Here is a 22329-nt window from a genome sequence, read left to right on the forward strand (position 1 = left end):
CACCACCGAAGAAGAGGAGGAATCGACCATGAGCACACCCGGCAGCACCACCGGCGGCGCGCACATCGAACTGGACATCGGTGGCATGACCTGCGCCTCGTGCGCGAACCGGATCGAGCATCGCCTCAACAAGATCGAGGGCGTGAGCGCCACCGTCAATTACGCGACGGAGAAGGCGAAGGTCGTCGCGCCCGAGGGCGTCGACGCGCAACGCCTCATCGACGAGGTCGCCGCCGCCGGGTACCGGGCGACGCCGGTGGGGGCGGCACCGTCGAACCCGGAGGGGGGCAACAGCTCCCCGGCCGACCATGAACTGGAGTCGCTGCGCACCCGACTGATCGGCGCCGTCGTGCTCAGCGTGCCGGTCATCGCGATGGCGATGGTGCCCGCGCTGCAGTTCACCTACTGGCAGTGGGCGTCCCTGGCGCTGGCGGCGCCCGTGATCCTGTGGGGCGCATGGCCCTTCCACACGGCGGCGTGGGCCAACCTCAAGCACGGCACGGCCACGATGGACACGCTCATCTCCATGGGCACGCTGTCGGCGTTCCTGTGGTCGCTGTACGCGCTCTTCCTGGGCACGGCGGGGAGCCGGGCATGAAGCACCCGTTCTCCCTCACGCTCGCGCCGTCCGACGGTGCCGCCAACATCTACCTCGAGGTCGCCGCCGGCGTCACCATGTTCATCCTCGCGGGCCGCTACTTCGAGAAGCGTTCCAAGCGGCGGGCCGGGGCGCGCTGCGCGCGCTGCTCGAGCTCGGCGCCAAGGAGGTCTCCGTCCTGCGCGACGGGGCCGAGGTGAAGATCGGCGTCGACGAGCTCCGCGCGGGCGACGAGTTCGTCGTGCGGCCCGGCGAGAAGATCGCCACCGACGGCGTCGTCGTCTCCGGCACCTCCGCGGTCGACGCCTCGATGCTCACCGGCGAGTCGGTGCCCGTCGAGGTCGGTCCCGGCGACGCGGTCACCGGTGCCACCGTCAACGCGGGCGGACGCCTCGTGGTCCGGGCCACCCGCGTCGGCGCGGACACGCAGCTCGCGCAGATGGCGCGACTCGTGGAGGAGGCACAGACCGGCAAGGCCGAGGTCCAGCGCCTGGCCGACCGGATCTCGGGTGTCTTCGTGCCGATCGTCATCGCGATCGCCGCGATCGCCCTGGGCGGCTGGCTCGGCGCGGGCTTCCCCGTTTCCGCGGCCTTCACCGCCGCGGTCGCGGTCCTCGTCATCGCCTGCCCCTGCGCGCTCGGCCTCGCCACGCCGACCGCGCTGCTCGTCGGCACCGGACGCGGCGCGCAGCTGGGCATCCTGATCAAGGGCCCCGAGGTCCTGGAGTCGACCCGCCGCGTCGACACCGTCGTGCTCGACAAGACCGGCACCGTGACCACCGGCCGGATGACCCTGGTCGACGTGATCACCGAGCCGGGCGTCGACGCGATCGACGTGCTGCGCTACGCGGGCGCCCTCGAGGACGCCTCCGAGCACCCGATCGCGCAGGCCATCGCCAAGGGGGCGACCGCGAAGGTCGGAATGCTCTCGCCCGTCGAGGGTTTCGCGAACGTCGAGGGGCAGGGCGTGCAGGGCGTCGTCGACGGCCACGGCGTGATCGTGGGCCGGGAGTCGCTGCTCGCCGACTGGGCACTGCGCCTGTCCGACGAGCTCGCCGCCGCCAAGGCGGCCGCGGAGGAGCAGGGCGCGACGGTCGTCGCCGTCGGCTGGGACGGGGCGGCGCGGGGGATCCTCGTGGTCTCCGACACCGTGAAACCGACCAGCGCCGAGGCGATCCGGGAACTGCGCGCGCTGGGCCTGACGCCCGTGCTGCTCACCGGCGACAACGAGGCCGCCGCCCGACAGATCGCCGCGGAGGTGGGCATCGACGAGGTGATCGCCGAGGTCATGCCGCAGGACAAGGTCGCCGTGGTGACCCGCTTGCAGGCCGAGGGCCGCGTGGTGGCGATGGTGGGCGACGGGGTCAACGACGCCCCCGCGCTGGCCGCCGCCGACCTCGGGCTGGCCATGGGCACGGGCACCGACGTCGCGATCGAGGCCGCGGACATCACCCTCGTCCGCGGGGACCTGCGCGCCGCGGTGGACGCGATCCGCCTGTCGCGCACCACGCTCCGGACGATCAAGACGAACCTGTTCTGGGCCTTCGCCTACAACGTCGCGGCCATCCCGGTGGCGGCCCTGGGCATGCTCAACCCGATGCTCGCCGGGGCCGCGATGGCCTTCTCCAGCGTCTTCGTCGTCGGGAACAGCTTGCGCCTGCGCGGATTCCGCAGCGCGGCGGCCGGCCGCGGCCGCCCCCGAGGACCGGATCCCTTCCATCGATCGAGAGGACACCACCGACATGAGCTGCTGCAACACGAACTCCGCCGGGCCCGAGGACATCCGGCTGAGCGCCGCACCCGCGAGTGCGACCTCGCCGGACAGCGCGGACGACACCACTACGTGCCCCGTCATGGTCGGCAACCCGGTGGTGAAGTCCACCGCCGAGGCGCGCGGGCTGTTCCGCGACTACGACGGCGAGCGATACTTCTTCTGCTGTCCCTCGTGCGCCCCGAAGTTCGATGCGGACCCGGCGAAGTACGCGGCCAACGTCGCCTGACACGCGGCAGGAACGCCCGCTCCCCGCAGCAATCTCCGCTCGCCCCCGGAATCCGCGGGGCGAGTGGAGAATTCTGCTGGGAGTGGAGGTAGCTGCGGGGACACTCAGCCCTCCAGCGCCTCCGACAGCTCCAGCCACCGCAACTCCTGCTCGGCCAACTCGTCCTCCAGCGCGGAGATCTTCTTCATCTCCTCGGCGAGGCCCGCGTAGTCGCCCTGATCATGCTCGGCGAGCGCCAGTTTCGCCTTCTCGACCTGCTCGGTCAGCTTCGTCATCCGGCGCTCGACGGAGGCGACCTCCTTCTGCGCGGCCCGCAGTTCGGCGCCGCTCAGCCCGGACTCGGCGGGGGTGCCGGAACCGGAGGTGGCGGTCACCGTCGAACCCAGCCGACCGGACCCGGAGGCCGATCCCGCGCCGTGCTGGGCGCGCCGCAGGGCGAGGTACTCGTCGACGCCACCGGGCAGGTGCCGCAGGCGCCGCTCGAGGATGCCGTACTGCTGGTCGGTGACGCGCTCGAGGAAGTAGCGGTCGTGCGAGACGACGATGAGCGTGCCCGGCCACGAGTCGAGGAGGTCCTCCATCGCGGCCAGCATGTCGGTGTCCAGGTCGTTGGTCGGCTCGTCGAGGATGAGCACGTTCGGCGAATCCAGCAGGATGAGCAGCAGCTGCAGGCGTCGCTTCTGCCCGCCCGAGAGGTCCTTGACCGGCGTCGAGAGCTGCGCCGATGCGAACCCGAGTCGCTCCAGCAGCTGCGACGGCGTGAGCTCCTGCGCCTTGGAACCACTGCCCACGGTGAAGCTCGTGGCGAGGTTCGCCAGCACCACCCGCACGGGGTCGTCCCAGTGCTGCTCGAGCTCGTCGAGGCGCTGCGTCAGGGTCTGCACCTTGACGGTCTTGCCGCGCTTGACGGTGCCGGTCGTGGGCTGCACGGCACCGTCGATCAGGCCGAGCAGAGTCGACTTGCCCGCCCCGTTGACGCCGAGGATGCCGGTGCGCTCGCCGGGGGCGATGCGCCACTCGATGTCGCTGAGCACCTGCTTGTCGCCGTACGCCACGCCGACGTCGAGGATGTCGACGACGTCCTTGCCGAGCCGGGAGACGGCCAGCGACTGGAGTTCGGTGCGATTGCGGATCTCGGGGACGTCGGAGATGAGGGCGTTCGCCGCGTCGATCCGGAACTTCGGCTTGCTGGTGCGGGCGGGCGCCGCGGCGCAGCCAGGCCAGCTCCTTGCGGGCGAGGTTCTGCCGCTTCTGCTCGATGGACGCCGCCTGCCGGTCGCGCTCGACGCGCTGCAGGATGTACGCGGCGTAACCGCCCTCGAACGGCTCGACGATGCGGTCGTGCACCTCCCAGGTCGCGGTGCAGACCTCGTCGAGGATCCACCGGTCGTGGGTCACCATCAGCAGCCCGCCCTGGTTCGCGGGCCAGCGGTTCTTGAGATGGCCGGCGAGCCACTCGATGGCCTCGACGTCCAGGTGGTTGGTCGGCTCGTCGAGGATCAGCACGTCGTGCTCGCCCGCGAGCAGCTGCGCCAGCTGCACCCGGCGGCGCTGCCCGCCGGACAGCTCGCCGAGTCGGGCGTCCCACGGCAGGTCGGTGAGCAGGCCGGCGAGGATGTCGCGTACCTTCGGGTCGCCCGCCCAGACGTGCTCCTCGGTATCGCCGACCACCGCGTGGCCCACGGTGTCCTGGTCGTCGAACAGGTCGGTCTGGGTGAGCACGCCAACCCGGACGCCGCCCCGTCGGGTCACGCGCCCGGAGTCGGGCTCGCGGGTGCCTGCCAGCATGCCGAGCAGGCTGGACTTGCCGTCGCCGTTGCGGCCGACGATGCCGATCCGGTCGCCCTCGTTCACGCCGAGGGACACCGAATCGAACACCGTCTTGGTCGGGTACTCGAGGTGCAGCGCATCCGCGCCGAGAAGATTCGCCATCGCCGATCCAGATTACGCGGGGGCCTGTCATACTGATTTAGTCGGATATCCGAGTAATCAGGAGTGAGTTGTGAGCGACGCCGAGATCGTCACCACCGTGGCCGGGGGCACCGGCCACATCGAGCTGAACCGTCCGAAGGCGCTCAACGCGCTCACCATGGACATGGTCCACGCGATCGACGCGGCGCTGCAGGAATGGGAGTCCGACGACGCCGTGACCCGCGTCCTCATCACCTCCGCCTCGCCCAAGGCCTACTGCGCCGGCGGCGACATCCGCGCCATCCGTGACCAGGTGGTGGCGGGGGAGGACTTCACGCCCTTCTTCCGCGACGAGTACGACATGAACCTGCGCCTCGCGGAGTTCCCCAAGCCCGTGATCGCGCTCATCGACGGCGTGAACATGGGTGGCGGCGTGGGCGTCTCGATCCACGGCTCGCACCGCGTGGTCTCGGAGAAGGCGCTCATCGCCATGCCCGAGGTCGCGATCGGCTTCCTCCCCGATGTCGGCGCCACCTACCTGCTGGGCCGCCTGCCGAGGGGCTTCGGCGAGCTCATGGGCATGACCGCCGCGCGGATCGGCGCGGGCGATGCGCTCGCCGTCGGGCTCGCGACGCACTTCGTGCCGTCCGAGTCGATGGGGGCGCTCAAGGAGGCCCTCCTCGCGGGGGAGGATCTCGACGGTGCCCTCGCCCGGTTCGGCGCCGTCGCCCCGGACTCGACGCTGCCGCTCGACGAGATCGCCGACGTCTTCGGCCGCGATTCGGTCACCGAGATCCTCGCGGGCCTCGCCACCACCTCCGGCGCGTGGGCCGACACCGCCCGCGAGCAGCTCTCCACGGCCTGCCCGACCTCGGTCTTCGTCACCTTCGACCTCATCCAGGGCTCGCGAGACCGCACCCTGGCCCAGTGTCTCGCCGAGGAGGCCGTCGTGGGTGCACGCCTGGTGCGCCGCCCCGACTTCGTCGAGGGCATCCGCGCCGTCCTCATCGACAAGACCCGCGACCCGAAGTTCGTGCCCGCCTCGATGGCCGACGTCGAGGACTCGCAGATCGAGGAGATCCTCGGCGCCGAGCAACGCGGCGCCCTCCCGCCTCGATACAGGGAGCGCACACAGGCGGTCGCTGGGCGGCCGCGGTCACCGGGGATGGCCGCGGCCGCCGAGCCTCGAGACCACGGGGCCGTGGGCCGCCTGCGGAACCGACGATCACGACGTCGTCGGCGAACGCGCAGGAGGACGCTGCATGCAGGTGCTGGGCCCGTGGACCGACACGGACACGCTCGAGGCGCTCGGGGGAGGCAAGAGCCGTGGGCTCGCGCTGCTGCACCGACGGGGCCTCCCCGTTCCGGAGTGGTCGGTGATCGGCACCGACGCCTTCGACCTGCTCGCGAGCAACGGCGAGCTCGCCGGTGCGATGTCGGACTTCGCGGCCGCCGCCGACGAGCCGTCCGCCCGGCGGGGCGCCGCCCGGATCCGGGACGCGATCGCCCGGGCCGAGCTCCCCGGAGAGCTCCGCGGCCTGATCGGGAAGGCGTACGACGCGATCGGCGGGGGTGCGATCGCCGTCCGCTCGTCGGTCGCCGCCGAGGACGGCATCGCGGCGTCCTACGCCGGCCAGTTCGACACGTTCCTCAACATCAACGGCCTCGACGAGGTCGTCGCCGCGGTCCGCCGCTGCTGGGCCTCCGCGTTCACCGACCGGTCGGTGACGTACGCGTTCGCCGCGGGTGGGCGGCCCCGCACCGGAGGCGTCGCGGTCGTGCTGCAACGCCTCGTCGACGCCGAGACCAGCGGCGTGGTGTTCACGGCGAACCCGATCACCGGCGCGCGCGACGAGGTGGTGCTGAGCGCCGTTTACGGCCTCGGCGAGGGCCTGGTCTCCGGCGCGGTCGACGCCGACACCATCACCGTGGGCGCCGGTGGCGCGACCGACGTGATTCTCGGCGAGAAGGCCACCAGCTTCCACCCGCACGGCTCGGCGGGGCCGCCGAGCGCCCCGTGGCCGACGGTGCCCGGGCCGCGGCCGCGCTGACCGTCGAACGCGTGCAGGAACTCTCGGTCGCCGCGCGGGAACTGGCGCAGGAGCTGGGCGCGCCGCAGGACATCGAGTGGGCCCACGACGGCACCCGATTCTGGTACCTGCAGACCCGGCCGATCACCGCGATCGCCGCCGCGCTTCCCGCCCCCGCGATCATCCCCGAGCCCGATGCCGCGCTCCTGCTGCGCGGCGCGGGCGAGCCCTCCCCGCCGGAGAGATGCGGATCTGGGACAACTCGAACATCATCGAGAGCTTCAGCGGCCTCACCTCGCCGCTCACGTTCACCACCGCCGCGGACATCTACCGCCGCGTCTACCGCGGCTACGCCGAATCGCTCCGGGTGCCCGAGGCGCAGCTGCGGCAGGTCGACGAGTGGAGCCCGTACCTACTGGGCTGCTTCCACTCCCGCGTCTACTACAACCTGCTGCACTGGTACCGCATGGTCGGGATCGCCCCCGGGTACCCGCTCAACCGCAAGGTCCTCGAGGCCGCGCTCGGCGTCAGCGAGCCGCTCGACGCCGCCGTGGCGCGCACGCTGCGGCCCTTCACGTTCGACGGTCCGCTGCGCCGCTTGGGTTCCCGGGCGGTCACCACCGCGGTCTACCTGCGCCGGCTATGGACGATCGACGCGGAGGTCGCGGGATTCCTGCGCGAGTTCTACCGCGTCTACGACGAATTCGAGTCGCTCGACCTCGACGCGATGAGCGGCGACGAGGCGTTCACGGCCTACCTGCGGGTGGAGGGCGACCTGGTCCGGCGGTGGGGGCCGCTCATGGTGCTCGACGCGGTGCTGCTCACCCTCACCGGATCGATGTACCTGCTCACCAAGGCGTTCCTGCCGAAGGCGCCGGAATGGTTCCTGTACGCGGTGATCGGGCCCGGCGCCGAGGTCGAATCCGCCGAGCCGGCCCGGGCGATGACGGCCCTCGCCCGGCGGGCGGCGCAGGACCCGGCGCTGAAGTCCCTGGTGGAGACCGCCGACCCCGGAACGATCCACGCCGCCGTGCACTCCGGCGCCCACGAGGCGTTCCGGTCCGACCTCGACGACTACCTCGCGAAGTACGGCTACCGCAGCCTCGACGAGCTCAAGCTCGAGGTTCCCGACCTGCGGGAGGACCCGTCGTCGGTGTACCTGATGCTGCGCAGCGCCCTGGCCCGCGCCGCCGAGGCGCACCCGTCCGCGCCGCGACCCGCGACCGGCGGGACGACCGACCCCGCGCAGTCCGCGGACGAGTACCTCGACGCGCACCTGCGCGGCACCCGCCGCCGGATCTACGAGCGCCTGCGCCGCAAGGTCTCCCGGTGCGCCGCGCACCGCGAGCGCCTGCGCTTCTGCCGCACCCGCGCGTTCGGCATGGTCAAGCGGCTCATCCGGGTGATGGGCCGCGACCTCGGGGCCCGCGGCGAACTGGACGCCTTCGCGGACGTCTTCGAGCTCACCATCGACGAGCTGCGGGAGCACTTCCGCGGCGACGGCACCGGTGACCTCCGCGAGCGCGTGAGCGCCCGGCGCGCCGCCCGAGAGCGGGACGCCGAACTGGTCGCGCCCGAACGGTTCGTCACCCGCGGTCCCGGCTTCGCGGACGCCGAGCTCGCGGCGCAGGGCTGGGTCCCCGTCGCCGCGGTCGACGCGGCGGCCGACGGCGTCGTGCTGCAGGGCGTCCCGTCCGCCGCCGGGGCGGTGGAGGGCCGCGCCGTGGTGATGACGGAGCCCGGCGACGTGGCCGGCGGGGTCCTCGTGGCGTACCGCACGGATCCGGGCTGGGTGGCGGCGCTGCCGTCGGCGTCCGCGCTGGTGATCGAGCGCGGCAGCCCCCTGACTCACGTCGCGATCGTGGCCCGCGAACTGGGCGTGCCCACGGTGGTCCAGCTCCGCGGGGCCGCCGGCCGCCTGCGTACCGGCATGCGCGTGCGGGTCGACGGGACGGCGGGCACCGTCACCGTGCTCTCGGGAGGGGACGACGATGCGTGACCACGACGAGACGAACGGCGTGGACGCGGTCCGCGGCTGGCTGCTCGACCCCGCGACCGACCGCGGGATCCACCTCGCAGCAGAGGGATCCGGGTCCGTCTTCCGCAGCTACGCGGCGATCGCGGAGTCGGTCCGCGCGGTGGCCGCGGTGCTGCGCGACGCGGGCGTGGGCGCCGGCGACGGCGTGTGCGTGCTGATGCCCACCGACTTCGACTGCGTCGCAGCGGTCTACGGCGTGTGGGCCCGCGGCGGCGTCGTCACCCCCGTCACGCCGCCCACCTTCGCCGATCTCGACGAGTACACGCGGCACGTGGCCGCGATTATCGACGAGGCCGCACCGGCGGTCGTCGTCACCATCGCCGGCCTCGCGGACCTGGCCCGCGCGGCGATCGCGGCCGGCCGGCGCACGGACGCGCGGGTCATCGCGCTCGACACCGCCCTGGCGTCCCGGTCCGCGGCGGAGGCCGCGGACGACGAGCCGCTGGGCGAGCCGGGCCGGTACGCGCTGCTGCAGTTCACGTCCGGTTCCAGCGGCACCCCGCGCGGCGTGCGGATCACGTGGGACAACATCGCCGCCAACACGGCGATGATCGCACGCACGCTCGGCTGGCGCCCCGGCGAGGCCATGGCGTCGTGGCTGCCGCTGTACCACGACATGGGACTGATCGGCGGCTTCCTCACCACCGTCACGCTGCAGGAGGACCTGCACCTGATGCGCCCGGACCAGTTCATCCGCGACCCCGCGCGGTGGCTGCGCGCGATGACGGTGGCCACCCACACGATGGCACCGTCGTTCGCCCTCGGATACGCCGCGCACCGGGTCCGCCCCGACGCGATCGCGGACTGCGACCTGTCGGGCTGGCGCTCCCTCGCCGTCGGCGCCGAGCCCGTCGACGTGCCGGACGTGCAGGCGTTCTGCCGCCTGGTCGGCCCACGCGGATTCGCATCCCACGGGATGGTTCCCGCGTACGGACTCGCCGAGAACACCCTGATGGTCACCGCCGCGGGCCCCGATCGGCCGCTCACCGTCGTCCAGCCCGACGCGTCGTCGATGCGCTTCGGCGAGCCCGTCACGATCCGCGACCGCGCCGTCTTCGAGCCCGCACTCGAGTACCCGGGTGAGCGCTGGATCGTCGGGCTGGGACGGCCGGACCCCGCGTCGCCGGTGCGGATCGTGGGCGCCGACGGTGCGCCGCTCCCCGACGGTGCCCTGGGCGAGGTCGTGGTGCGCGGCGCGTCCGCCTCCGACGGGTACACCGGCGACGGAACGGGATCCACGCGGATCGCCGGCGGCGAGGTGTTCACCTGCGACGCGGGCTTCCTGCTCGACGGTGAGCTGTTCGTCCTCGGCCGGATGGCCACCAGCATCAAGGTGCGCGGACGGTCGGTGTTCATGGAGGACGTGGAGGGCGCCGTCGCCGCCGAGTGCGAGCTGATCAAGGGCCGGCTCGCCGCGGTGGCACTGCCGGCGTCGGGCTCGCAGGGCGTGATCCTGTTCGCCGAGGAACCGGCCGGCGAGTGGATTCCGAGGGCACGCACGGTGATCCGCGGAATGCTCGGCCCGGCGCAGACCGTGACGATCGTGACCGGACCGCGCGGCACGATCGAGAAGACCTCCAGCGGCAAGCCCCGGCGTCGGCTGCTGTGGGAGCGCTACGACGCCGGGCGGCTGGCCGACGTGGTGACGCACGAAGCGGACGGCACCGCCGCCGTCCCGCCGGCCGCACCCGCCGGCCTGTACGCCCCCACCCTGAGTCCGGAGCGGGTCTCGGCCCTGCTCGACGCGGCGCTGGAGTCCGTGGCGATCCCCACGGACTGTGCGGTCCGGTTCGAGGGCTCGCTCGCCGAGGGCTTCGGCAACGAGGGCTCGGACGTCGACTTCCTGGTGATCGCCACGGGTGCCGGCGAACTGCCGACGCTCCCGTCGGTGCTGTTCGGCGACGGCAGGCGGCTCGAGGTGCGCACGCGGACCGTCGGGCAGGTGCGGGCGCAACTGCAGGAGGTCGCCGACGCGGCGGCGTCCGGCTGGATCGACCGGCTCACCGAGGACCTGCTCAACCGCTGCCAGCGGTACCTGAGGTCCACGCCCGTGCGGCGGTCGGCGGAGGTCGACGGTGCCGGCCTCGACGCGGTCCTGTCGCTGCCCGAGTTCTCCCGGATCCTGGAGCGCTGGTGGGTCTTCCGGGTCGAGCAGGTGATGCGGCACGTGCAGGCGCTGCGCCTGCTGGGCGAGGACGAGGAGGCGCGTGACTGGGCGCGGGATGCGCTGGTCCAGGCGGCGAAGGCGTGGTGCGCGCGCAACGACGAGACCTACCTCGAGACCAAGTGGCTGCCGCGCCAGCTCGACCGGGCGGCCGCGGCCGGCCGCACGGCGCCGTCCGCCCGATCCGCGCCGCGCGCGCCCGCCTCGACGATCCCGCCGCCGAGTGGTGCGATGAGGTCGACGGGCTGATCGGCGAACTGGCGCAGGGGGACTGGTCCGACACTACGCAGCTGCGCCTGGCCCGTGTCGACGGCGTCACCACGTGGGACGTCGCGGGGAGCGTGCACGTAGTCCGTGGCGGCCGCGACGTGTTCGCGCTCTCCGACGCCGCCGCGCGGGTCTGGCGCACCGTCGTGTTCCGCCGGCCGCTCGCGCAGATCGCGGCGGCCGATTCGGGAACGGGGCACCGGAGCACCGCGCCGCGCTGGCGGAGTTCCTGCGATCCGGGCTGATCGGGCTCATCTGGGGCCGCGGCGCCGCGGTGCGCCCGGCCTTCGCGATGTGCGAGCCGGCCGCCCCGACGACCCCGTCGCCCTACACCGGCGACCCCGTCCTGTCGCTCACCGGAGCGCGACGGCCCGCGGAGCCGGTGGCGCTCACCCTGGCCCCGCTGCCGGCCGACCGGCTCGCCACCGCCGCACTGGATCTCACGTGGGCGAACGTGGTCGCCGAGAACGCCCGGGAGGACCTGGTGGGGGCCGTCAAGAGCGGGCAGGCCGAGGTGGCCGTCGTGGCCGCGCACCGTCTGGTCGCGATGTGCACCCGGATGGTGCTGGCCGCGTACGCGGTGGCGCCGCTGCCCCCGGACGTCGCCCCGGTGCGCACGCTCGCGCGGATGATCCCCGCGCACGCCGCGCACAAGCGCCGCGTGCTCACGGCCGTCGAGACCGCCGCGGCAGTCGATTTCGCGCGCGCGGTCGTGGACGGTGATCCGCTGGACGGGTTGCGTGTGCTGGACGAGCTGCTCACCGTCGTCCGGGACGTCATCGGCGGCCCCCGGTTCCCCGCCTCGTTCGACTCGCGCGAGCAGTGGCGCAGGACGCTCGAGGTGGCCTACGACTGGGTGCGCATCGGCGATCACCTGGGCGTGAAGCCCCGCTCGCCGAGGCGGAGGACCTGCTCGCGACGGGTGGCGCGCAGCCGCACGCGGCCCCCGGCCGGGGAGGTGAGCGATGACCGGAACGCGACCCGAGCCGGCGGCGACCGTGCTCGCCGTCATCGCCCTGATGGCGCCGGGGAACACCGGCGCTGCGCCGCAACCGGTTCCGCCGGAATCGCTGCGCGGCGAGGATCGGCTGCGCGAGGACCTGGGCTTCGACTCGGTGCGGCTCATCGAGCTCACAGTGGCCCTGGAGGACGCGTTCGGGCTGCCGCCGTTCCCGTCCGAGCGGCTCGCGGGCGTGCTCCGGGTGCGTGACGTCGTGGACCTCATCAGTGACGCGCCGGAGGGGCCCTCGTGACGGGATCCGTGCTGCTCACCGGCGCCTCCGGCCTCGTCGGGGTCGAGGTGGCCGCACGCCTGGAGGGGGCGGGTGTCCCGGTCACCGCGGTCCTGCACGCGGCGCGTGCGCTCGTGGGCAACGACGGTGCGCCGCGCACCGTCGCCCGGCGGGTGGAAGGCGACGTGCGGGTGCCGGGCCTGGGGCTGACGGACGACGCCGCGACCGCCGCGGAGACGGCGCTGATCGTGCACTGCGCCGCCACGACCGCGTTCGACGCCACCGACGAGGAGTACGAGCGGCTCAACGTGGCGGGCGCGCGGCACGCGGTCGAGCTGGCGCTCGCCTGGGATGTGCCGCTGGTGCACGTGAGCACCGCGTACGTGTGCGGCCTGCGCGGCGGCCTCGTCCTCGAGGACGAACTGGACCTGGGGCAGGAGTTCGGAACCTGCTACGAGCGCAGCAAGCTCCGCGCCGAGCAGATCGTCGAGGCGGCCCGGGCCAGGGGCTGCGTGCCGCGGTGGTGCGGCCGGGGATCGTCTCCGGCGCCACCGGCGACGGCACGATCCGGGATTACAAGAACCTGTACACCGTGGTCAAGCTCATGGTGGAGGGGAAGCTGCGCACGCTGCCCGGCCGCTACGACGCCACCCTCTCGCTGGCGCCGGTCGACCACGTGGCCGACGTGATCGCGGAGACCGCAGGGCGGTTCCTGGACGGCCGCGCGGGCGACGTGGACGGCCGCACCTTCCACGCGCTCGGCGCGGACGTGCTCACGCTGCGCGAGCTGTCCGACGTGCTCGCCGAGTATCCCTCGTTCGCCGTCGCGCGGTTCGTGCCGGAGTCGAGCTTCGACGACGGCGATCTCGACCGGCTCGAGCGCGAGTACTTCCGCCGCGTGGGGTCGCTGTACACCAGCTACTTCCAGCGCAAGCTCGCCTTCTCGACGGCCGGGGCCGACGCGCTCCTCGGCCGGCCGGCGCCGGCGTCGGGCCCGGACTACCTGCGCACGCTGCTCGACCACTGCCTCGAGGTGGGCTATCTCGGGTCGCCGCTGCCCACCATCACCGAGGTCCTGAACTCCGTGCGGGGGAGGCGCTGATGCTCGACCGACTGCACCGCCCGGCCGCCGACGTCGACACGTACGTGATCGAGTCGGTGGGACATCTGCGCCGGCTCGGCGTCGACCCCGTGGACTTCGCGGAGCGGCACACGCTGCTCCTGCTCAAGCCCGACGCGATCGTGGCCCGATCCGTCGAGCCCACGCTGGACTGGCTGGCCGAGGCCGGGTACCGCGTCGCCCACGCCGAGCGGATCACCGCCGACCGTCATCTCGCGCGGGCGATGTGGCGGACCTCGTGGATCACGGCGTCGGCCGAGCGGCGCCGCCTCGCGGACCTCCTCGTCGGCGTGTGCGACGCGCTCGTCCTCGTGATCGCCGATGCCGCCGATGACGCCCACGCCGACGCGGGCGCCGAAGCCGGTGTCGCCGAGCCGGTGTCGGTGCGGCTGACCCGGGCGAAGGGCGCCACCGACCCGCGCCGCCGCGCGCCGGGCGAGCTCCGCCACGCCCTCGGCGTGCACAGCCACCTGCTCAACCTCGTGCACACGCCGGACGATCCGTTCGACGTGCTCCGGGAGCTCGCGATCGTCTTCGACGAGCGGACCCGCGAGCGCGTCCTCGCCGGCATCACCGCCGGCGGGGAGCCGACCGCGCCCGTGCCCTCGCACCCGGGCTCTACGCCGGCGCCCCGGACCGCGGCTTCGACCGGGCGGAGGCGCACCGTCGGGTCCTGGCGGACGCGGCGGCGGCCGGTGTGGCCGCACCGGCGGACACCGGGAACCCGGACGCGGATGCGGCGGCCCTGCTGCACAGCGTGTGGGACGAGGGCGTGGCCGCCGATCCCTGGTCGGTCGTCGTCCTGGGCGCGCACGTACTCCCGTTGAACGCGCCGAATCCCCTGCTGGACACCATGAACGACGAAGCGGAGATCCCGCTGTCGCGGACCGGAGGCAGTCATGACGATCAGTAGCGCATCGCCCGGCACAGACAGCCTCGACTGGGGCCCGGAGACCGCCCACGACCGCACGGTGCCGCGGCAGTTGGTGCACCGCTGCGCGGTCTCCGAGGTGTTCCTGACCTCGTACGCCGCCGCGCCGCGGACCGACGGCAACGGCGAGCTGGTGTACACGCTCGGCGCCCAACTGCCGCGCGCCCACGCCTATTACGGCGACCACACCGGGCCGCAGACCGGGCACCACGACCCCCTCGCGGTGATGGAGGTGGCGCGGCAGGCGGGGATCGCCGTCAGCCACGAGTTCTTCGGGGTCCCGATGGACCACGCCTTCCTGGTCCGGGTGTTCGACGGTGTCGCGACGCCCGGCCCGCAGTGGGAGATCGGCGCGGAGCCCGCGAATCTGGTCGTGGACCTCAGGGTGACCCGCGAACACCGCACCGATGGATTGCGCACTGGCCTCGACGTGGTCATGGAGATCTCCTGCGAGGGAGAGTCGCTCACCACGATCCTCGGCTCCCTGAGCTGGATGCCGCCGCGCGCCGGACGCAGATGCGCCGTGCGATGCGCGTGCGGATGGGGCTGGGACAGCGGCCGACCGGGGTGCACCCGGCGCGTCGCGCCGGCGAGCCCGCCGCAGTGGGACGCGAGATCGATCGCAACGTGGTCGTCGGCGAGCTCCGTCGCGCGGGGACGGCGGTGGAGGCGGACGTCGTCGTCGATCCCTCCCACCCGTCGCTGTTCGACCATCCGCTCGACCACGTCCCGGGCAGCCTGCTGCTGGAGGCGGCGCGTCAGTTCGCCGTGTGCGCGGCGGGTTCTGCGTCGCGGCGGGCGGCAACCCTGCGCAGCCGGTTCGACGCGTTCGTCGAGCTCGACGTCCCGACCACGTGCCACGCCCGGATCGTCCCGCCCGCCGCGGGTTCCGGCCCCGGCGACGCGCCCGATTCCGTCATGGTGCGGTTCGAGCAGGCGGGCCGGACGTGCGCCGAGATCGAAGTCGAATTCGTGCCCGTCGGTGCGGAGGGCACCGGCCGGCGGTGAAGGGGACGACGACGGCCACGGGCGTCTCTGCGGCGCGGATCGCGCGCTTCACCGCTGTCATGTACAAGCCGCACTACGCGCTGTACGGCGTGCTGTGGGTGCTGGCACTGGAGGGACTGGCCGCCCACGCCGCCGGCGCCCAGTGGCGGCCCGGCGCGGCGACCGCGGTCCGGGTCGCGGTGGTGGCGATCGTGCTGCTGTACCTGCGCATGGTCGACGAGCAGAAGGACCTCGCCTACGATCGCGTGCACAATCCCGATCGACCGCTGGTGACGGGAGCCGTCACCGCTGCGGACCTGCGGGCGGCGATGGCGGTGATCGCGGCCGCCGCACTCGCGGCCTCCGCGGCCCTGTCGGTCGGCTCCGCCCTGGCGATCGCCGCGGTCCTGGCCTACGGGCTGCTGCTGTGGGTGCTGGAGGCGCGGTGGCCGCCGATGGGGGCGTCGGTGACGCTCAACCTGGTGGTCACCTACCCGGTGCAGCTGCTCGTGACCGGCTACGTCCTGGTGTCAGCCATGGATACGGGGCAGGTCCCGGCGTCCGGCCGGGCCTGGTGGGCCGCGGTCGTGTTCGCCGGTGCGTTCCTGCAGTTCGAGTTCGCGCGCAAGACCTCTCGCGCGCCGCACCCCGGCGAGGCGTACTACTCGAGCGAGCTCGGCGTGCGCGCGAGCGCGGCGTTGGGCCCGCTCTGCGCGACGGTGGCGGTGTTCGCCGCGGTGGCGCTGATCCGCCCGTGGGAGCACACCGGCGGTGATGCCTTGCTCGCCTGGGCACCCGTGGCGCTGTGCGCGCTCCCCGCTGCGGGTGCCGCACGGTTCGCCCGGTCCCGGAGACCGAGTATCCCGTGGTGCCGGCCCTGCTGTTCGTGTTGGCGCTGTACGCGGTGCTCATCGCCGTCGCCCTGGTGGTGCCGGCCCGGTGATCGCGTACGGTTCAGGCGTACGCGCGGGGCCCGAGCACGACGGGCAGGGCCGACGGTGCCGGGACGAAGTCCGTCGTCGACGGTCGCGGGTCGCCGCCGACGGGCCGCGGATCGCGGCTCGAGTACAGCGCCGCGGTCGCCAGCAGGATGATCGTGATCGCGAAATTGCTGCCCGGGCAGTGGCGTTCGCCCACCCCGAAGGGCAGGACCGCCCGCTTGTCGATCTCGTGGGCGCGTTCCGCCGTCCACCGGTCGGGGTCGAACCGCTCGGGTTCCGGGTAGTACCGCGGGTCGTGGTGCACCAGGTACGGGCTGTAGACGATCATCGCGTCGGCGGGCAGCGCGAGCGTCGTCCCGTCGGGGCCGGCGGCGTCACCCGTGCCGAACACCACCTCGCCGTCGGCGTTCTGCGAGCTGATCCACGGCCCCCACATGCGCAGCGTCTCCTGCACCACACGGCGCAGGTATTCGAGCCGGGGCAGGTGTTCGGGTGCGACGGGGCCGGCCCCGACCACGTCGTCCACCTCGGCCCGCACCCGCGCGGCGACAGCACCGTCGGACATGATCTCGTGCCAGACCCACGCGAGGATCGACGCGGTGGACCCTACGCCCGCCGCGACCATGAGGATCAGTTCGTCGATGATCTCGTCGTCGGACAGCCGCACACCGGTCTCGGGATCGACGTGCGCGACCAGTGCCGAGAGCACATCATGCCTGTCCCGGTCGGACGCGCGGTACGCGGCGACGACGGCGCCGATCTCGGTCCGCAGTGCGGCCGCGCTCGTAGCGAAGCGGCGGTTGGCGCGCACCCGGAGTCGCTGCACCGAGGCGGGCAGGGCGCCGCGCACGATCACCTGCGAGAGCAGCCACGGCATGTCCTGCCGGATGCGGTCGGCCGCGGCGGCGCCGAGGTCGGCGGTGAACAGCGTGGAGGTCACGGTGCGCAGGATCAGGCCGTGGGCCTGCGTCCGCAGGTCGACGCGGCGGTCGAACGGCAGGGATTGGGCCCAGTCGTCGGCGATCGTCGCGGCGGTGCCTGCGTACTCCGCGATCCGGCCGCTGCGCAGGGCGGGGGCGATCATCCTGCGGCGCAACTCGTGTGCCTCGCCGCTCAGCACGTTCGTCGCGGCGCGGACCGCCTCGTGCATGGACTCCTGGACGTCGCGGCGGTGGAACTCGCCGGCGGTGCGGAAGCCTACCTCGCGGATCAGCTCCGGGGTGGTGAGCACATAGGCCCGCTCGGGCCCCAGGTCCAGCCGCACGACGGCCCTCCCGGCCCAGGTCGCGGATGAAGTTCAGGCCCCTACGCAGAGCGATCACGCTGTGCCCCAGCGCCGGGAGCGCGCCGGGCGCGACCGGGACCTCGGTCGGCCGGGAGGGCAGCGCGGTGCGTCGATGCGCGCGCCGCGTGATCAGCTCCCGGTACAGCGCCTCGATCTCGTCGGTCCGCGCGGACTGGGTCACGTCGGCGCCCGCGGCGGCCCCGCGGGCGGTCGCCAGGAGCTCCGGACGCGCACGCAGATCCGCCAGCGCGTCGGCGATCGCCGCCGCGGAGGCGTCTCGCGTCCGGAATCCGGCACCGTCGGGTACGTTCTCGGCGAGGTCCGGATCGCAGTACAGCAGAGGCGTTCCCACCGCCATGGACTCGAGCGCCACCAGGCCCTGTGTCTCGTACCCCGACGAGTTGAACACCACGAGGTCGTGATCGCTCATGGCCGCCAGGACCTCGGCGCGCCCGACCCGGCCCCGCACCCGCACCCGCCCCTCGGCGCCGGCGAGCGCACGCGCGTCGGCCAGCAGCGGACCGTCGCCGAGGACGTCCAGCGCGACGCCCGGCGTGGCGAGCACCGCCTCGATGGCCTGCAGCGGCCGCTTCTCCGGCGAGAGCCGTCCGCACCACACGGCGCGCAGGTGACCGTCGGGATGGCCGACGGTGCCGCCCGTCCCGCCCGGCAGGAGCGCTGCGTCGATCCCGCCGGAGATCACCCGCAGATCGCTGTCGAGGCCGTGCTCGCGGAGCCGTGCGGCGAAGTGCGCGGTGGGTGCGATCACCGCATCCGCGGTCCGCGCCTGCGCGATCATCACCCGCCAGGCATTGTGCGCGGCAGCGGATTCCGGGACATCGGGGATGCCGTCGCGATGCGGGACGAAGGCGGAGTGCAGCACGCGCAGCGCCAGCGCCGAGGCGGACGGGTTGGGCGCGGTGGCGGCGAGGAACTCGTCGTCCCGGCTGTGCATCGTCTGCACCAGTGGGACGCGGTGCCGGGCAGCGGCTCACGCCGATCGCGGCGACGCCGTAGGTGGTGTGCACGTGCACCAGGTCCACGCCGTCGCGCGCGGACAGCGCCTCGTCCACGATGCGGGTGTTCGCGCGGGAGGGGAGGACCGCGGGAAATCCGTTGGACCGCAGTCCCGGCAGGGGGCGCAGCGCCACGATGTCCGGGTCTGCGGCGCCCGGCTGCTCTCCCGGCGGCGTGAACAGGGTGACGCGGTGCCCGCGGCGCTCGAGTTCGCGCCGCTGGTCGTTCACCGAGTTCTGAATCCCGCCCAGCGTTCCCGGGTGGAAGTCGGAGAACATCGCGACGTGCAGGCCGTCTCCATCCATACCCCGACGATAACCACATCCGACGAGAGGTGCGAGAAGTGAAGATAGCGATCCCGCTGACGGGGACCCGCGGCGACGTCCAGCCCGCCGTCGCGCTGGGGCTGGAGCTGCGTCGCCGCGGGCACGACGTGCTCGTCGGTGCGCCGCCGAACCTCGTCGAGTTCACCGAGCGCGCCGGACTCGACGCCGTGCCCTGCGGACCGGATGTGGCACAACTGTATTCGTCGGAGGAGGGGCAGCGGGCACTGGCGGCTGGTAGCAGCCTGCAGTTGATGCGGATGGTCGGCAAGCAGATGGACGAGTACGGCGCGCGGTTCAATCGCGAGGTGATCGAGGTGTGCCGCGGGGCCGACGTGGTGGTGTCCACGCTGCTCACCGAGGACCGCGCGGCGTCGGTCACGGAGGCGAGCGACACCCCACTGGTCACGATGCACGGGTTTCCCGGCAGGGCCTCGCGGGCCTACCCGTTCCCCGGCGCGCTGCCGCCGGACCGCACGTACCCGGGCGTCGTCAACGCGCTGACGTGGGGCGTGTCGGAGAACGTGCGGCGGCTGGCGTTCCTCAAGCACCTCGCTGCCCTGCGTAAGGACCTCGGCCTCCGGTTCTCGGCCGCGACCCCGTCGGAGACGCTGGCGAAACGCGGTGTGCCGGAGGTGCAGATCTACGATCCGGCGTTCGTGCCGGGCCTCGCCGAGGAGTGGGACGAGCGGCGGCCCCTGGTCGGCTTCCTCGAACTGGGGCGGGAGGCGCGCGAGGCGATCGGCGAGGGGGCGGACCAGCACGTCCAGGTGCTCGAATGGATCGACGCGGGTGAGCCGCCGCTGTACTGCGGGTTCGGCAGCATGCCCATCCGGGACGCCGCGTCGACCGTCGCGATGGTCGAGCGCGTGGCCCGCTCGCTCGACCGGCGAGTGCTGGTCAGCGCGGGGTGGAGCGACCTCGCGGCACGCGAGTCGCGGGCGGGCGACCGCGTGCACTACGTGGGCGCGGTGGCGCACGACGTGGTGTTCGAGCGCTGCGCAGCGGCCGTGCACCACGGCGGCATCGGCACCACGTTCGAGAGCCTGCGGGCCGGCCTGCCGACGCTGGTGTGCTCGGTGTCGTTCGACCAACCCATGTGGGGCGGCCAGCTCACTCGCATGGGCGTGGGCGCGCACGTCCCGTTCGTCGAGCTCGACGAGGTCCGGCTCACCGCCGGGCTGCGTACGGTGCTGCGGCCGGACACCGTCCGGCGGGCGCGCGACCTCGGCGCCCGCCTGCGTGCCCGCACCGACGCCACGACGCGAACCGCCGCGATCGTGGAGGCCGCCGCGCGCTGACGCTGCGGTCGGGCAGGCCAGTCGTCCCCGACTGGCTCTGTACTCCGATGCCGGTCCGACGCGAGGATCGACGCCGTGATCATTTCGTGGACCGCCGTGGCGGGGATGGTGGTGACGGCGTTGGCGATGGTGCTCACGCCTGGGCCGAACATGATCTATCTGGTGTCGCGCAGTATCGGACAGGGGCGCGCGGCCGGCCTGATCTCGCTGGCGGGCACCGCGGTCGGGTTCGTCGTCTATCTCACCCTGGCGAACGTCGGGCTCGCGGTGGTCTTCGTCGCGGTGCCGTGGCTCTTCATGGGGTTCAAGGCCGCTGGCGCGTTGTACCTCGGCTACCTCGCCTTCCAAGCGCTGCGCCCCGGCGGTCGCGGGCTGTTCGAGACCACGGATCTGCCGCGCGATTCCGCTCGGAAGCTCTTCCGGATGGGGCTGCTGACCAATCTGCTCAACCCGAAAGCGGCGATCATGTACCTCGCGCTGATCCCGCAGTTCATCGACCCGACGCGTGGGCACACCACAGCGCAGGGCTTCCTGCTGGGCGGCATCCAGATCACGGTGTCGATGGTGGTCAACGCCGCGATCGTGGTCGCGGCGGGCGCGGTGGCGGCGCTCGTCGCGCGGCGCCCCGCGTGGGCGGTGTGGCAGCGCCGGATCACCGGCACGATGCTCGGCGCCGTCGCCCTGCTGCTCGCCCGCGAGGTCCCGCAGCGCGCCGCGTGTGAGCCCGTCGAGCTCACTAGGGCACGATCCTTTCTGCAGCCATGTTCGGTATGGTTGTGATCTCTCGGTTCCGGCGGGTGCACGGCCTATCGTGCATGCCCTTCGAGGGCCAGTGTGAGTACTGCCGGCTCCGCCGGGCCGGGAGCCGCGGACCGGCATCAGGAACACGCCCCGTAGAGGGCCGATTAGTGAGCTTCCGGCAGCGTCTCCCCACTCCGAGCAGATCTCGTGATGACGTGCGAGGGAGAGTTGTATGTTCGTCGGCTGGGACTGGGGCAACACAGCCCATGACATGACTGTTATCGACGACAACGGCGTCAAGGTGCATCGTTCGGCGGTACCGCATTCCGAGGCTGGGATCTCCGCTGCGATCGCCCGGTTGGCCGAGGTCGGTGACCCTGCGGATCTTCCGGTGGCGATCGAGACCACCCGCGGTCTGGTCGTTGACCGATTGACTGCGGCGGGTCATCCGGTGATTCCGGTGCATCCCAACGCTTTCCATGCCGCTCGCCCGCGGTGGGGTGCTGCACGGGCGAAGACCGACCCGGGGGATTCGTTCAAGCTCGCCGACTACGCCCGCACCGACGGGCACCGCCTGGCCAGGTTGCGACCCACCCGACCGGCAACCTTGAGCTGCAAGCCCTGACGCGTGCTCGTGGCGATCAGCTGGAGCTGCGGATCGCGGCGGTCAACCAGCTCGCGGCCCTGCTCGATCAGTACTGGCCCGGCGGCAAAACCGTGTTCGCCGCTCTGCACTCGGCGATCGCCCTGGCGTTCCTCACCCGCTACCCGACCGCCGCCTCCGCGGCGAAGCTCACCGCCAAGCAACTCGAATCGTTCTGCGCCAAGCACGGCTACAGCGGACGCCGTCCCGGCGCTGAGCTGCTCGCTCGCCTGCGGACGGCACCGACACCGGTCGGCATCATCGGCGACGAGGTCATCGGGCAGGTGATTACCGCCCAGGTCAATGTCGTCCGAGCGCTGCAAGCCAGCATCGACGAGCTCGACAAGGCTATCGCAGGGAAGTTGCGCAGCACCCCTATGCGGCTGTGCTTGCAGATCTTCCGCGCATCGGCACGCTGAATCTCGCGCAGGTCATCGGCGAGGTCGGACCGATCCTCGAACGCGCCACCAGCTTCGACCAACTCGCCGCAGAGACCGGCATCGCGCCGATCACCCGCGCCTCCGGCAAAAGCCACGTCGTCGGGTTCCGGCACGCCACCAACCGGCGCGCCCGCCAAGCCCTGCACACCTGGTTCGACAACAGCCGCCACGGCGACCCCTGGGCCCGGCAACGCTACGCCGACGCCCGCGCCCGCGGGCAGCGTCACCCACACGCCCTGCGCACCCTCGGACGGTCCTGGCTGCGCATCATCTGGGCATGCTGGCAGACCCGGACGGCCTACGACCCCCAGCACCGAACCGCCCGAAATGCACCAATCGCGGCGTAGGGGTTGACTCAGG

14 protein-coding genes and 8 pseudogenes are annotated in these 22329 nt (G+C 72.8%); 18 read left to right on the forward strand and 4 right to left on the reverse strand.

All coding sequences use genetic code 11. From position 1 onward, the window contains the following. Positions 1–28 precede the first annotated feature (28 nt). Both MTP03_RS04540 and MTP03_RS23380 read left to right on the forward strand, forming a co-directional pair. A pseudogene (locus MTP03_RS04540) lies at positions 29–2273 on the forward strand (heavy metal translocating P-type ATPase); the annotation flags it as partial. 178 nt (positions 2274–2451) lie between these two features. After that, complete coding sequence (locus tag MTP03_RS23380) at positions 2452–2598, forward strand: YHS domain-containing protein (protein WP_371820957.1); 147 nt, start codon at positions 2452–2454, stop codon at positions 2596–2598. Positions 2599–2702: 104 nt separating this feature from the next. Here MTP03_RS23380 and MTP03_RS04550 read toward each other — a convergent pair. Next, positions 2703–4530 (reverse strand): annotated as a pseudogene (locus tag MTP03_RS04550) (ABC-F family ATP-binding cassette domain-containing protein). Between the two features lie 97 nt (positions 4531–4627). Between MTP03_RS04550 and MTP03_RS04555 the strand changes: the two are divergent. From MTP03_RS04555 to MTP03_RS04595, 11 genes and pseudogenes are all read left to right on the forward strand, one after another. Continuing rightward, positions 4628–5539, forward strand: a pseudogene (locus MTP03_RS04555) (enoyl-CoA hydratase/isomerase family protein); the annotation flags it as partial. 232 nt (positions 5540–5771) lie between these two features. Next, positions 5772–6560, forward strand: coding sequence for a PEP/pyruvate-binding domain-containing protein (locus MTP03_RS04560; protein WP_256465218.1), 789 nt, complete (start codon positions 5772–5774; stop codon positions 6558–6560). Between the two features lie 11 nt (positions 6561–6571). Further along, a pseudogene (locus tag MTP03_RS22570) lies at positions 6572–6640 on the forward strand (hypothetical protein); the annotation flags it as partial. Between the two features lie 143 nt (positions 6641–6783). Next, positions 6784–8538, forward strand: a complete 1755-nt coding sequence (locus tag MTP03_RS04565; RefSeq protein ID WP_248492039.1) for a PEP-utilizing enzyme — start codon at positions 6784–6786, stop codon at positions 8536–8538. Continuing rightward, positions 8531–10990, forward strand: coding sequence for an AMP-binding protein (locus tag MTP03_RS04570; RefSeq protein ID WP_248490915.1), 2460 nt, complete (start codon positions 8531–8533; stop codon positions 10988–10990). Before MTP03_RS04565 ends, MTP03_RS04570 begins: the two co-directional genes overlap by 8 nt. Positions 10991–11082: 92 nt before the next feature. Further along, a complete protein-coding gene (locus MTP03_RS04575; protein ID WP_248490916.1) occupies positions 11083–11253 on the forward strand; it encodes a hypothetical protein in 171 nt (56 codons plus the stop codon). Positions 11254–12027: 774 nt separating this feature from the next. Beyond that, entirely contained in the window at positions 12028–12261 is a 234-nt protein-coding gene (locus MTP03_RS04580) for an acyl carrier protein (RefSeq protein ID WP_248492040.1), read from the forward strand. Between the two features lie 47 nt (positions 12262–12308). Continuing rightward, a pseudogene (locus tag MTP03_RS04585) lies at positions 12309–13342 on the forward strand (SDR family oxidoreductase). Then, positions 13342–14187: a nucleoside-diphosphate kinase gene (locus MTP03_RS04590; RefSeq protein ID WP_248490917.1), complete on the forward strand. Its 846-nt coding sequence runs from the start codon at positions 13342–13344 to the stop codon at positions 14185–14187. The pseudogene MTP03_RS04585 and the gene MTP03_RS04590 overlap by 1 nt, the downstream one beginning before the upstream one ends. 72 nt (positions 14188–14259) lie before the next feature. Continuing rightward, positions 14260–14688 (forward strand): annotated as a pseudogene (locus tag MTP03_RS23385) (AfsA-related hotdog domain-containing protein); the annotation flags it as partial. A gap of 143 nt (positions 14689–14831) precedes the next feature. Next, on the forward strand, positions 14832–15299 hold the full coding sequence (locus MTP03_RS04595) for an AfsA-related hotdog domain-containing protein (RefSeq protein ID WP_248490918.1): 468 nt from the start codon (positions 14832–14834) through the stop codon (positions 15297–15299). Positions 15300–16232: 933 nt separating this feature from the next. Here MTP03_RS04595 and MTP03_RS04600 read toward each other — a convergent pair. From MTP03_RS04600 to MTP03_RS04610, 3 genes and pseudogenes are all read right to left on the reverse strand, one after another. Then, positions 16233–17483, reverse strand: coding sequence for a cytochrome P450 (locus tag MTP03_RS04600; protein WP_248490919.1), 1251 nt, complete (start codon positions 17481–17483; stop codon positions 16233–16235). Positions 17484–17778: 295 nt separating this feature from the next. Next, a pseudogene (locus MTP03_RS04605) lies at positions 17779–18459 on the reverse strand (glycosyltransferase); the annotation flags it as partial. 97 nt (positions 18460–18556) lie between these two features. Next, a pseudogene (locus MTP03_RS04610) lies at positions 18557–18826 on the reverse strand (glycosyltransferase); the annotation flags it as partial. Positions 18827–18864: 38 nt separating this feature from the next. On the opposite strand from MTP03_RS04610, the gene MTP03_RS04615 reads away from it, so the two are divergent. The 5 genes from MTP03_RS04615 (at position 18865) to MTP03_RS04635 (ending at position 22316) form a co-directional block, all read left to right on the forward strand. Further along, the gene (locus MTP03_RS04615) at positions 18865–20145 is read left to right on the forward strand and encodes a glycosyltransferase (protein ID WP_248490920.1); all 1281 of its coding nucleotides are present in this window, start codon (positions 18865–18867) and stop codon (positions 20143–20145) included. A 78-nt stretch (positions 20146–20223) separates the two neighbouring features. Next, the gene (locus tag MTP03_RS04620; RefSeq protein WP_248492041.1) at positions 20224–20925 is read left to right on the forward strand and encodes a LysE family translocator; all 702 of its coding nucleotides are present in this window, start codon (positions 20224–20226) and stop codon (positions 20923–20925) included. A 193-nt stretch (positions 20926–21118) separates the two neighbouring features. Further along, a complete protein-coding gene (locus MTP03_RS04625) occupies positions 21119–21511 on the forward strand; it encodes an IS110 family transposase (RefSeq protein WP_248490921.1) in 393 nt (130 codons plus the stop codon). A 92-nt stretch (positions 21512–21603) separates the two neighbouring features. Next, positions 21604–21948: a hypothetical protein gene (locus tag MTP03_RS04630; protein ID WP_248490922.1), complete on the forward strand. Its 345-nt coding sequence runs from the start codon at positions 21604–21606 to the stop codon at positions 21946–21948. Then, positions 21915–22316 carry a transposase gene (locus MTP03_RS04635; RefSeq protein ID WP_248490077.1) on the forward strand — a complete coding sequence of 134 codons (402 nt, stop codon included), beginning with the start codon at positions 21915–21917 and terminating at the stop codon, positions 22314–22316. The genes MTP03_RS04630 and MTP03_RS04635 overlap by 34 nt, the downstream gene beginning before the upstream one ends. Positions 22317–22329: the final 13 nt, after the last annotated feature.

Source organism: Tsukamurella sp. PLM1 (assembly GCF_023168325.1).
In the GTDB taxonomy this organism is placed as follows: Bacteria; Actinomycetota; Actinomycetes; order Mycobacteriales; family Mycobacteriaceae; genus Tsukamurella.

Coding starts and splice junctions, on each gene's coding strand:
- MTP03_RS04580 (WP_248492040.1), top strand. CDS start 12,028: ATGGCGCCGGGGAACACCGGCGCTGCGCCGCAACCGGTTCCGCCGGAA.
- MTP03_RS23380 (WP_371820957.1), top strand. CDS start 2,452: ATGGTCGGCAACCCGGTGGTGAAGTCCACCGCCGAGGCGCGCGGGCTG.
- MTP03_RS04590 (WP_248490917.1), top strand. CDS start 13,342: ATGCTCGACCGACTGCACCGCCCGGCCGCCGACGTCGACACGTACGTG.
- MTP03_RS04625 (WP_248490921.1), top strand. CDS start 21,119: ATGTTCGTCGGCTGGGACTGGGGCAACACAGCCCATGACATGACTGTT.
- MTP03_RS04595 (WP_248490918.1), top strand. CDS start 14,832: ATGGGGCTGGGACAGCGGCCGACCGGGGTGCACCCGGCGCGTCGCGCC.
- MTP03_RS04560 (WP_256465218.1), top strand. CDS start 5,772: ATGCAGGTGCTGGGCCCGTGGACCGACACGGACACGCTCGAGGCGCTC.
- MTP03_RS04565 (WP_248492039.1), top strand. CDS start 6,784: ATGCGGATCTGGGACAACTCGAACATCATCGAGAGCTTCAGCGGCCTC.
- MTP03_RS04570 (WP_248490915.1), top strand. CDS start 8,531: ATGCGTGACCACGACGAGACGAACGGCGTGGACGCGGTCCGCGGCTGG.